Annotated in this window: 8 protein-coding genes and 3 pseudogenes; 8 read left to right on the top strand and 3 right to left on the bottom strand. The window is 73.7% G+C overall.

Features of this window, described 5'->3' with window-relative positions; translation table 11 throughout:
- Both JNW91_RS25585 and nagA read left to right on the top strand, forming a co-directional pair.
- Nucleotides 1–344: pseudogene (locus tag JNW91_RS25585) on the top strand (ROK family protein); the annotation flags it as partial.
- On the top strand, nucleotides 341–1,450 hold the full coding sequence (nagA, locus tag JNW91_RS25590) for an N-acetylglucosamine-6-phosphate deacetylase (RefSeq protein ID WP_203177931.1): 1,110 nt from the start codon (nucleotides 341–343) through the stop codon (nucleotides 1,448–1,450). The pseudogene JNW91_RS25585 and the gene nagA, both read left to right, overlap by 4 nt.
- Before the next feature lie 143 nt (nucleotides 1,451–1,593).
- Here the strand turns inward: nagA and JNW91_RS25595 are convergent, their stop codons facing one another.
- Entirely contained in the window at nucleotides 1,594–2,805 is a 1,212-nt protein-coding gene (locus tag JNW91_RS25595) for a DUF4032 domain-containing protein (RefSeq protein WP_407664381.1), read from the bottom strand.
- Nucleotides 2,806–2,937: 132 nt separating this feature from the next.
- Between JNW91_RS25595 and JNW91_RS25600 the strand changes: the two genes are divergently transcribed.
- Together JNW91_RS25600 and JNW91_RS25605 are read left to right on the top strand one after the other, a co-directional pair.
- Nucleotides 2,938–3,675 (top strand): phosphatase PAP2 family protein, encoded by a 738-nt coding sequence (locus JNW91_RS25600; protein ID WP_203177939.1) that lies wholly within the window; start codon nucleotides 2,938–2,940, stop codon nucleotides 3,673–3,675.
- An 11-nt stretch (nucleotides 3,676–3,686) separates the two neighbouring features.
- Nucleotides 3,687–4,925, top strand: coding sequence for an APC family permease (locus JNW91_RS25605; RefSeq protein WP_203177933.1), 1,239 nt, complete (start codon nucleotides 3,687–3,689; stop codon nucleotides 4,923–4,925).
- Here JNW91_RS25605 and JNW91_RS25610 read toward each other — a convergent pair.
- Nucleotides 4,914–6,734, bottom strand: a pseudogene (locus JNW91_RS25610) (potassium channel family protein); the annotation flags it as partial. The gene JNW91_RS25605 and the pseudogene JNW91_RS25610 sit on opposite strands and share 12 nt — an antisense overlap.
- 94 nt (nucleotides 6,735–6,828) lie before the next feature.
- Here JNW91_RS25610 and JNW91_RS25615 point away from each other — a divergent pair.
- The 4 genes from JNW91_RS25615 (at nucleotide 6,829) to JNW91_RS25630 (ending at nucleotide 10,846) form a co-directional block, all read left to right on the top strand.
- Nucleotides 6,829–7,311, top strand: a complete 483-nt coding sequence (locus tag JNW91_RS25615) for an MSMEG_6728 family protein (RefSeq protein WP_203177934.1) — start codon at nucleotides 6,829–6,831, stop codon at nucleotides 7,309–7,311.
- 29 nt (nucleotides 7,312–7,340) lie between these two features.
- On the top strand, nucleotides 7,341–8,894 hold the full coding sequence (locus tag JNW91_RS25620; protein ID WP_203177935.1) for an FAD-dependent oxidoreductase: 1,554 nt from the start codon (nucleotides 7,341–7,343) through the stop codon (nucleotides 8,892–8,894).
- Between the two features lie 66 nt (nucleotides 8,895–8,960).
- Nucleotides 8,961–10,175 carry a hypothetical protein gene (locus JNW91_RS25625; protein ID WP_203177936.1) on the top strand — a complete coding sequence of 405 codons (1,215 nt, stop codon included), beginning with the start codon at nucleotides 8,961–8,963 and terminating at the stop codon, nucleotides 10,173–10,175.
- A 227-nt stretch (nucleotides 10,176–10,402) separates the two neighbouring features.
- Entirely contained in the window at nucleotides 10,403–10,846 is a 444-nt protein-coding gene (locus JNW91_RS25630; RefSeq protein WP_203177937.1) for an HNH endonuclease, read from the top strand.
- Nucleotides 10,847–10,917: 71 nt separating this feature from the next.
- On the opposite strand, the pseudogene JNW91_RS32670 reads toward JNW91_RS25630, so the two are convergent.
- A pseudogene (locus tag JNW91_RS32670) lies at nucleotides 10,918–11,293 on the bottom strand (hypothetical protein); the annotation flags it as partial.

An 11,293-nucleotide genomic window follows, 5' to 3' on the forward strand; every position in this document is an offset into this window, starting at 1 on the left:
GGTCCGCCGACGGGCGCGGTGACCGCGGCCGAGGTGGCCGAACGGGCCGCGGCGGCGAACCCCTCGCCGCCCGGGTCTGGCAGGAGGCCGTCGAGGCGCTCGCCGACGGCCTGGCCACCGGGCAGGCGCTGTTCGACGTGGCGACGATCGTGCTCGGCGGCGGCCTGGCCCAGGCCGGGGACCGGCTGCTCACCCCCCTGCGGGCGGCGCTGCACGAACGAATGACCTTCCACCGGGAGCCGCGGCTGGCCGCGGCGGCCCTCGGCGACGAGGCCGGTTGCCTCGGCGCGGCTCTGCTCGCCCTGGACGCCACGGGTGTCCATGACCATCAGGAGAAACGATGACCGTACGGGTGAACGGCCGAGTGGTGACCCCGAACGGCGTCATCCGGCAGGGCTGCGTCGAGTGGGACGGGGACCGGATCACCGCGGTGGCCGAGTATCCGTCGGTGCGGGACGGGCACTGGATCCTGCCCGGCTTCGTCGACATGCACACCCACGGCGGGGGCGGGCACACCTTCACCACCGGGGACGCCGACGAGGCCCGGGCGGCGGCCGGCTTCCACCTGGCGCACGGCACCACCACGCTGCTGGCCAGCCTGGTGAGCGCCCCCTTCCCGCTGATGCGCGCGGCCACCGAGGCGTTCGCCCCGCTGGTCGAGGAGGGTGTGCTGGCGGGTGTCCACTTCGAGGGGCCGTACCTGTCGGCCGCACGCTGCGGCGCCCAGAACCCGGAGTACCTGCGCGACCCGTCCATCGACGAGCTGACCGAGCTCATCACGGTGGGCCGGGGCGCGATCCGGATGGTCACCCTCGCCCCGGAGCGCGACGGCGCGCTGGAGGCCATCAAACTGCTCGCCGCGCAGCGGGTCGTGGCCGCGGTGGGGCACACCGACGCGACGTACGAGCAGACCCGTGCCGCCGTCGCCGCCGGCGCCAGCGTCGGCACCCACCTGTTCAACGGCATGCGGCCGGTGCACCACCGCGAGCCGGGACCGGTGGTGGCGCTGCTCGACGCGCCCACCGTGATCTGCGAACTCGTCGCCGACGGGGTGCACCTGCACGACGGCATCCTGACGTTCACCACCGCCACCGTCGGCCCGGACCGGGCCGCGCTGATCACCGACGCGATGGCCGCCGCGGGTATGCCCGACGGCGAGTACGAGCTGGGTGGCCAGGCCGTCACCGTGACCGACGGGGTGGCGCGGCTGGCCCGCGACGGCGCGATCGCCGGCAGCACCCTGACCATGGAGGCCGCGCTGCGGCACGCCGTGGACGCGGGGATCCCGATGGCCGACGCCGCCCGGATGGTGGCCACCACCCCGGCGCGGGCCATCGGCCTGGGCGACCGGGTCGGCGCGCTTCAGGTCGGTCTCCGCGCCGACCTGGTGGTCCTGGACGACGACCTGAACGTGGTGCGGGTGCTGCGCGGAGGCTCCTGGGTGGAGTGAGTCGGCGGCTCGGACGCCGCTGCGGGCTGCGGGCTGCGGGCTGCGGGCTGCGGGCTGCGGGCTGCGGGCTGCGGGCTGAATCGTTTGCGGCATCAGCTCCAAAGGCAATCGCCGAATACTCCCGCCACCGCAGTCGAGCGGGGTCAGCCGACGACGGGGACGTCGACGCCGAGGACGGCCTGCTCGTCGGGGCGGTGCACCAGCACGTCAGACAGGTACGACTGGACCGCGTGGCGCATGCCGACGTCCCGGCCGGCCCGCTCGGAGAGCAGCCACTTGTGCTCGATGATCTGCGCGAACAGTTCCTGCGGCTCCAGCTTCCGGCGCAAATGCGCGGGAACGGCCCGGACCACCGGCTCGAAGACCTCGGTGAGCCAGCGGTGCGCCGCCTGCTGCTCGTCGGTCAGGTCGCTCTCCGCCCGGTAGGCGTCCAGGTCGTTGAGCAGCTTGCGGGCCTGGTTCTCCTCGGCGTCCAGGCCGGTCAGCCGCAGCAGCCGCCGGGTGTGGTAGCCGGCGTCGACGACCTTCGGCCGGACCAGGTAGCGCCCGTCGTCGATCGACGACATGGCCACCTCGGCCACGTCGAAGCCCAGCTCGTTGAGGCGGCGGATCCGGCCCTCGATGTCGTGCCGCGCCTCCCGCTCGACCGCCTGCTCGTAGGTGATCTCGTGCCACAGCCGCTCGTAGCGCTGCACGACCTCCTCGCACACCACCTCCGGGTCGATGGACTCGTGCAGGAGGCCGGCGGCCTGGAGGTCCAACGCCTCGCCGAAGATGTTGACCCGGGCGATCTCCAGGTCCTCACCGCGCTGCCCGTTGGAGAGCGAGTTGTGCAGGGCACCCGTCTCCGCGTCCACCAGGTAGGCGGCGAAGGCGCCCGCGTCCCGACGGAACAACGTGTTGGACAGCGAGCAGTCGCCCCAGAAGAAGCCGGTCAGGTGCATTCGCACGATCAGGGCGGCGAGCGCGTCCAGCAGCCGGCTCATCGTCTCCGGTCGCAGCGTGTGCGAGAACAGCGCCCGGTACGGCAGCGAGAACTGCAGGTGCCGGGTGATCAGCACCGATTCGAGGGGCTCCCCGTCCTCGGTCTGCCGGTCGGCGACGACCGCCACCGCCTCGACCGACGGGAAGTCGATCCGCTCCAGAGCCCGCAGCAGGTCGTACTCCCGCTCGGCAATCCGCTCGCGGGTCTCCTTGAACGCGTACACGTACTCGCCCAACCGGACGAACCGGACGACGTGTCGGGAGATGCCCTGCGGCAGGGCCACCAGGTGCTGGGCAGGCCACTCCTCCAGCGGTGTCGACCAGGGCAGGTCGAGCAGCGCCGGGTCCACGAGGGCAGACGTGATCCGCACGGGCACAAGCATGACTGGTCTTCCCCCGCATCCGCCTCTCATCGTGGCTCGGCCCACAGCGCCGTACACCCCGGCCTCGCCGGGGGCCGGTAGCGTGGTCCCGTGCTCAAACCCACGGCGGTACGACGTGACCTGCGGCTACGCCCGGTCCGGCCGGCCGGCTGGTGGTTCGACGCCCTGCTGCTGGTGGGGCTGGTAGGGCTGACCCTCGCGCTCGCCGCCGACCAGCTCTTCGGCTTGGATCGGGCGGTCGCCGACTGGGCCGACGGGCACCGCCCGGCCGCCGCCTACTGGGTAGCCCGGGTGCTGAACTTCCTCGGCCAGGGCACCCCGCTGACCCTGATAGGAGCCGGGCTGGGCGTGCTGCTGGCCGTCCGGCTGCGGTCGGTGCGGCCCATCCTGCTGCCGGTGGTCGGGTTCGTGACCACCACCTTCACGATCGGTCCGCTGAAGGTCTGGACCGCTCGGGCGGCGCCGAGCGCCAGCGTCAAGGAGCCGTTCCTGCCGCCCGAGCAGACCCTGCCGCTGTTCCACGACGACCTGCCGGTGCGATTCGCCCAGTCCTACCCGTCGGGGCACGTCGCCAACGCGATCGTCTGGTACGGCGTCATCGCGCTGCTGCTCGCTCCGCTGGCCCGCAGCTTCGGCCGGCAACTGCCCGCCCGGCTGGTCACGGTGATCCGCGTGGTGCCGCCGCTGGTGGTCCTCACGACCACCACCTACCTGGGCTGGCACTGGCTGACCGACTCGGTGGCCGGCCTCCTGCTGGGCCTGCTGCTGGACCGGCTGCTGCACCGGGCGCCCTGGGACGACGTGCCGTTACCGGGGCGGCTCCGCGGACGGGACCGGCCGTTCACCTCGTACCCCTAGGGTTTCGGTTCGTGGATCAACTGGCGCGGCGGCTGGGCGTACCCGATGCGGTTGTCATCGGGTTGGGCTCGATGCTCGGCGCGGGCGTCTTCGTGGTCTTCGGCCCGGCGGTGGCGGCGGCCGGCGGCGCCGGCCTGCTGCCCGCGCTGGTGCTGGCCGGCTTCGTCGCGTTCTGCAACGCGACCAGCTCGGCGCGGCTCGCGGCCCGTTACCCGGAGTCCGGCGGCACCTACGTCTACGGCCGGGAACGCCTCGGGCCGTTCGCCGGGTTCCTGGCCGGTTGGGGCTTCGTGGTCGGCAAGACGGCCAGCTGCGCGGCGATGGCGTTGACCATCGGGGCTTACCTGTGGCCGGGCCAGGCCCGGCTGGTCGCCGCCGGCGCGGTGCTCGCGGTGACCGCGGTGAACCTGTGCGGCATCGGCAAGACCGCAGCGGTGACCAGGGCGTTGGTCGCGCTGGTGCTCGCGGTGCTGGCCCTCGTCACGGTCGTCGGGCTGGTCGGTGGGCCGGTGGACCTGGGCCGGCTCGGCGAACCCGGCGGTTCGGCGCGGGGCGTGCTCACCGCCGCCGGGTTGCTGTTCTTCGCCTTCGCCGGGTACGCCCGGATCGCCACCCTCGGCGAGGAAGTCCGCGACCCGCAACGGACCATTCCGCGCGCGGTGCCGCTGGCGCTCGGGGTGGTGCTCGCGATCTACCTGGTGCTGGCCGTGGTCGCGCTCGGCGTGCTCGGGGCCGACCGGCTGGCCGATTCCGCCGCGCCCCTGGTCGACGTGGTGACCGCCGCCGGGCTGCCCGGCCTGGCGTGGGTCGTCCGCGCCGGTGCCACCATCGCGGTCGTCGGGGTGCTGCTGTCCCTCGTCGCCGGGGTGGGCCGGACCACCCTCGCGATGGCCCGCCGTCGCGACCTACCCGGCGCGCTGGCCGCCGTGCACCCGGTGCGCCAGGTGCCGCACCGCGCCGAACTGGCGGTCGCCGCCGTGGTGATCGTGGTGGTGCTGCTCGGCGACGTCCGCGACGCGATCGGCTTCTCCAGCTGCACGGTGCTCGTCTACTACGCGATCACCAACGCGGCGGCGCTCACCCTGGGCCGGGACCCGGACCGGCGGCTACCGGTGCAGGTGCTCGCCGGGCTCGGGTTGGTCGGGTGTCTTCTGTTGGTGGTCAACCTGCCGCTGAGCAGCGTCCTCGCCGGCTTCGCCGTGCTCGCCGTCGGCGCCGCCTGGCATTTCGCGCGGCAGCGGAGTCGCTGACCGGTGCGGCTCACCACCGGCCGGCCCGGCGGGCCGGTACACCGGGCCGGTACGGGCGGGCGGGGCGCACTGCCCGGTCAGCCAGTCCAGGCCACGGCGGCGGGCGACCACGGTCAGCCGGTCACCGGCGAAGATCACCTGTCGGGGGTCGAGGTCCCTCCACCAGATCGTCTTCGCCCCGTTGGCCGGAGTCCGGGCGATCAACCGGACCTGTCCGTCCCGGTTGACCATGTCGAGTGGACGGCCGTCGAGATCGGAGCCCGCGGCGACCGGCACCTCGGCGACCGGCAGCGCGTGCCGGTCGACCGGAATCGTGGTGATCACCGCGCGTTCGGTGAGGGCGCCGATGAAGGCCGGGGCGGCCAGGTAGGAGACCGATCGGGACACGCCGAGGGCGAACGTCTCCTCGACCCGCTCGGCGAAGTCACCGTCGAAGAGCCGCAGCACCACCCGCAGGTCGTCGCGGAGATCCCGGGCGGCCAGCGCCGCCTCCAGGTTCGCCACGTCGTCGGTGGACGCCACCACCAACGCCTGACAGTCGGCCACCGACGCGGCGGCCAGGGTCTCCGGCAGGGCGGCGTCCCCGACGATGAGCGGCACCTCCAACTGCCGGGCCAGCGCCGCGCCGCGCGGCTCCGGGTCCTTGTCGATCGCCACCACCTCGACGTCGTACTCGCGCAGCTGCGCCATCACCCGGGTGCCGACGTTGCCCAGGCCGATCACCACGACGTGCCCGACCCGCGCGGGTTGCAGCCGGCCGGTGTGCAGGGCCAGCCGCGCGTTGACGATGCCGTCCACCACGACGGCGGTGATCAGCGGGATCAGCGCCAGTCCGGCCAGGTTGAGCACCACCTGCATGATCTGCGCATCGGCCGCCTTGCCGGTGTCCGGATCGGCGCCGCTGAGCGTCGTGACCAGCGTCAGGTACAACGCCTCCGCCGGGGAGACGCCCTCGGCGCGGGAGATCAGCGCGCCGAGCACCGCGATCACCGCCAGCACCAGCATCACCGCGACGCCGATCTTGCGGGTCGCGAAGCCGCGTACCGCCCCGAGCACCATCGTGACCGGACGGCGCCGCCGCCGGGCCCGGACCAGTCGGCGGGCCGCCACCTCCGTCCCCGGCGGCTGGCCGGTCGCCTCGGCCAGCACCAGATCGGCGCCGGCCTGCTCGGCCGGCAGCAGGTCCACCCCCTGCTCATCGCCGCCGTGGGCCAACGCGCAGACCACGTCCTGCGGACGCACATCGGCTCGTCGGGCAACCCGGAACGTCTTGTCCCGATGTTGGAAGGAACTCGGGTCGACCTCGCCGAGCGCGGCCGCCACGAACGCCGGCGCCGCCATCTCGGCGTCGGAGAGCACCTCGACCGGCGCCTTGAGCAGCTTTCGTACCCCGTCGGCGAGGGTGCCGTTGAACATCCGCAGCACCTGGCGGACCCGCTGGTCCACGGCCTGGGCGCAGAGCGCGGCGTGCAGGTTGCCGACGTCGTCCTGGTGCAGCAGGGCCAGCCCGGCCGCCCCGGCCAGCCCGGCGGCGTCGAACGTGGCCACGTCCAGCCGATCCGAACGGACCACCCGCACCCCACGCAGCCCCGCCACGTCCGGCCCGTTGCTGCGGTAACGCTCCGGCACCACGACGGTCACCCGGGCCCCGCCGGCCGGCAGCTCGGATTCGAGCATCGCCCGCGCGACGTAGTAGGCGAGCGCGTCCTTCCCGCAAATCACGTAGTGCGGTCGCGGGTCACCGACGGACCGAAGCCGCCAGTTCCACTCGACCGCCCGTCGCGCCCGGTCCCGCCACGGCTCCGCCATGCCCGGATCGTAATCAGCACGACCAGGCTGGGCGACCCCGTCCGGATCATCCCCGACCAGGCATGTCGGCTCCGGCGACGGGTAGAGCAGCGCAATGCAGACCTTCCTGCCGTACCCGGGCTTCCTGGCCAGCGCCCGCGCGCTGGACCAGAGGCGGCTGGGCAAGCAGCGGGTGGAGGCCATCCAGGTGCTGCGTGGACTCACCCGTCCCGGATACGGCTGGCGTAACCATCCGGCGGTGAAGATGTGGGCCGGGTACGAGGAGGCGCTCACCCGGTACGGACTGGACATGTGTGCCGTCTGGACCGAACCGGGGCGCGCCGACACCTGTGCCGCCACGATGACCGTCGACCTGGCCGCTGCCTGCGGAACCGCCGTGGTGCGTACCCAGGAGGAACTGGCCCGGGCCGGTGAGCTGCCGCCCTGGCTGGGCCGCGACGACCTGCACCTGAGCCACCGCTCGTCGCTGGTGCGCAAGGACCCCGCGCACTACCGCCCGATCTTCGGCGACGACGTCCCGGAGGACCTGGAGTACGTCTGGCCCAGCTCCGACCGCACGCGCCGCTGCCTGCCGTAGGGGAGACTGGGCGAAAGACGGAGGTGCTCGTGGCGCTGTCGCAAGTGGTGGGTCGGCTCATCGGCGTACGTCAGCACCAGGTGGACCCGGGCGGTGGTGGCGCCGACCGCGTGCCACGACCGGTCGCGGCCGTGGTGGTCGGTGGCGGCATCGCCGGCATGTCGGCGGCGGTGGTGCTGGCCGAGCGCGGGGTGGCGGTGACGGTGCTGGAGGCCGCGCCCACGTTGGGCGGCCGGCTGGGCGCCTGGCCGGAGACGCTCGCCGACGGCAGCCAGCGCAACGAGCACGGCTTCCACGCGTTCTTCCGGCAGTACTACAACTGGCGGTCCATCCTCCGCCGGATCGACCCCGACCTGGGTTTCCTGAAGCCCGTTCCGGGCTATCCGATCCTCAGTGAGCAGTGGCCGACCGAGGAGTTCGGCAAGCTGCCGCCGGCACCGCCGGCGAACCTGCTCGCGCTGCTGCTGCGCAGTCCCAGCCTGCGTCTGGCCGACCTGCGTCTGATGGACCGGGACGCCGCGTTGCCGCTGCTCACCTACGACCCGGTGCGCACCTACGCCGAACTGGACGACTTGACAGCGGACGAGCTGCTGGCGTCGCTGCGACTGCCGGACCGGGCACGGGCCATGCTGTTCGAGGTCTTCTCGCACTCGTTCTTCAACCACGAGGCGGAGATGTCGGCCGCCGAGATGGTCGCCCAGTTCCACTTCTACCTGCTCGGCAACCCGGAGGGGCTGGCCTTCGACTGCCCCGACGAGGACTACGCGACCGCGATCTGGGAGCCGCTGACCCGGCACGTCGAGGAGCACGGCGGCCGGGTGCGCACCGGCGCCGCCGCGACCGGCGTGCACCGCGACGCCGACGGCTGGCGGGTGACGACCACCGACGGCGCCGACCACCCGGCGGGCCACGTCGTGCTGGCGGTCGACCCGCCGGCGCTCGCCGCGCTGGTCGCGGCCTCCCCCGACCTGGCCTCGCACGCGCCGGAACTGGTGGAGCGGATGCCCGCGTTCGGCACGCCCGGCCCGCCGTACGCGGTGGCACGGTACTGGTGCGACGGGGACGTCGCCGTTGGCCGGGCGGTGTTCAGCGGTGTGTCCCGGCAGCCCACCCTGGACTCGGTGACGCTCTACCACCGGCTGGAGAACGAGCCGCGGCGCTGGGCGCGACGGACCGGCGGGTCGGTCATCGAGCTGCACGCGTACGCCTGCGAGCCCGACGTGCCGGCCGAGGAGCTGGCCGAGCGGATGCGCCGCGAACTCGTCGCGCTCTGGCCGGAGGTCGCCGACCTGCAGGTCCGCGAGCTGCGGGCCCGGGTGGAGGCGCAGGCGCCGGCGTTCACGCCGGGCAGCCACGCCTGGCGACCGGGGGTACGCACCGACGCCGCCGGCCTCTACCTGGCCGGGGACGGTATCGGCACGGACTTCCCGAGCGCGTTGATGGAGCGTTCCGCGGCGACCGGCATCATCGCCGCGAACCACATCCTGCGCGCCGAGGGCGGCGCGGCTGAGCCGGTGCGCTCGGTCCGGCCGCGGGGGCTGCTGGCCGGGCGGAACAAGCGAAACCGACAAAACCCTCTATAAGCGACGGTACGCTGCCGTACGCTCGATTGATCATCTGTCGATCGGCCGGGCGGGAGGGCAGCGGAGATGTCACCACTGCACCGTGCCGGTGCGGAGATCGGGCCGCTCGCCGAGGAGACCGGCCGGGACGACGCGTACCCGCTGATCCGCGACGAGCGAGCCTGCGTCGTCACCGCCCTGCGCCTGGGCTGGTGGATGGCGGACGCGTACCACCACGGGCGGAACGTCCCGCCCGCTCCGACCGTCGCGCCCCGCCCACCGGCCAAGCTCTCCAATCTGACCGAGATGTCCGCGCCCCGCCGGATGCGGATGTACCTCGACGGGGTCGACGTGGCACTGGCCCAGATCGCCGCGCTCACCCGGCACAACGGACCCCTGCCCGACACGGCCGCCGCCCGCGCCCGGCTGCCCGACCTGGACCGGCTGCCCGACCTGCGACCGCCCGGCACCGCCGACACCGAACCGCTGCTGCTGGCCCTCGACGACCTCAACGTGGAGGTGCTGCGGTGGACCATGGCCACCAACCTGCGGATCGGGTTGGCCTACCGGCTGGGCCGGTCACTGGCCGACACGGTCCGGCCCGGTGACGCCACCGAACTGCTGCGGCGCTTCAACGGCCGGCAGATCCAACTCAGCCGATGGCTGGACGAGCTGGCCACCGTGCTGCCGCCGTACTCGGCGGCGGTCGTCCGCCGCTCGCTTGCCGCCTGGGCCGTCGCCGTGGAGCGTTCCGGCCGGGGAGACCCGACCGAACCGGAGCCCGCCGAGCTGAGCCGCGAGCTGCGCAACCAGGGTGACCTGTGGCGCGGTGTGCTCACCGGCGGTCTGCACCCGCGCGACCTGCTCGACGAGGAGGACTACGCGGTGGTCGCGCGGAACCTGATCATCCGGGACCGGCGACTGGTGGCGCAGGCCGCCCGGGGCATCTTCTGGCCGGTGCTGGCACCCCTGCTGGTGGTGCTCTTCGCCGTGGTCGGGGTGAGCGCCGCCGCCGCGGCCGGCTCACCGACCGCGCGGACCGCCGTCGCCCTGCTCGGCCTCGGCGCCGGGCTCGCCACCATTTGGCGATCCCTCTCCGGTCCGGCGCTGTCGGTCGTCGGTGAGGTCAACCGGCCGCTGCTGGACAGCGAACTCACCGCGCGGATGGCCCTGCGGCTGGACCGGCCACTGAGCACCCTCCGACGCACGGCGGGGGTCACCGCCCGCCGCCAGCGCCGCCCGGACGAGCCGAGGAGCCGATCGAAATACGTTGCCCCTCTGTCCCGCCCCGACCTACCGTGATCGCGCAAGGTCAACCACCGCCGCGGGAGCAGATCATGACGATGTCGCACGTCACCACCGTGCCGTCGACGCTCCATGGCGACGGTTGCCGAGCGGAAGGTCCCCGGGCGGGCCGGCCCGACTGACGCGTACCCGTACGCGCCGAGCCGCCCGTCCGACGCACCGGACCGGGCGGCTCTTCGCCGTCCGGAGCAGTTCGTCCGTCACCGCCCCGGAAGGAGATCCCGGTGGACGCCGTCCTCGTCATCAACGCCGACCTCGGCCCGCTGCACCGGGTCACCGTCCAGCATGCCGTCCGGATGCTCTGCCGACGGGTGGCCGAGATCCACGAGGCGGAGCCGGACCGGGTGATCGGGGTCTTCCCGATGCCGCGGGTGGTGCGGCTGGTCCGCTACGTGGTCACCCGGTGGCGGTTCAGCGCCGGGCCGGCCTGGTCCCGGGCCGGTGTGCTGCGCCGCGACGACCGGTGCTGCGCGTACTGCGGCGGCCCGGCGTCGACCATCGACCACATCCTGCCCCGCTCGCGCGGCGGCCGGAACACCTGGCGGAACACCACCGCGGCCTGCTACGGCTGCAACCAGCGCAAGGGCGACCGGACGCCGGCGGAGGCGGGCATGCCGCTGCGGCGGGAGCCGGTGAACCCGGGCTGGGCGGCGCTGGCCGGGCGGTGACCGACCGGCCGGCGGGAACGGGGGGGCCGCGTCCGGGGGTACGCCCCGGCGCGGCACCCGCCGGCCCCCGGTCAGGGTGCGCGTTCCTTCACCTTCGGTTTCGGCCGGCCGTTGGCGCAGTGCACCCGGATCTCGCTGTGGTGCTCGGCGGAGGTCAGCTCGACTTGGACCTGCTTCACCGGGCCCGGGTCGTACGCCTTCGCCTCGAAGCCCGGTGCGGGCGTCACCGCGAGCACCTCGGCCGACCCGCCGACGCAGCGGACGGTGACCGTTCCGCCCTGGGCGTCCACCGTGACGTTCGGGGCGACGGAGGGTGTGAACTGGGGCGGGTTCGGTCGCGGGGTGCTGGCGGGCGGGCCCGGGGTGGAGGTGCCGCCCGAACCGGTCGGGGGGCCGGTTCGGGATGCGGCCGGGGTGTTCCCGGAAGGCGGGGCGGCGGGCGATCGG

Origin of the sequence: Micromonospora parastrephiae, from assembly GCF_016802865.1 — a bacterium.
Lineage (GTDB): Bacteria > Actinomycetota > Actinomycetes > Mycobacteriales > Micromonosporaceae > Micromonospora > Micromonospora parastrephiae.

Coding starts and splice junctions, on each gene's coding strand:
- nagA (WP_203177931.1), top strand. CDS start 341: ATGACCGTACGGGTGAACGGCCGAGTGGTGACCCCGAACGGCGTCATC.
- JNW91_RS25615 (WP_203177934.1), top strand. CDS start 6,829: ATGCAGACCTTCCTGCCGTACCCGGGCTTCCTGGCCAGCGCCCGCGCG.
- JNW91_RS25625 (WP_203177936.1), top strand. CDS start 8,961: ATGTCACCACTGCACCGTGCCGGTGCGGAGATCGGGCCGCTCGCCGAG.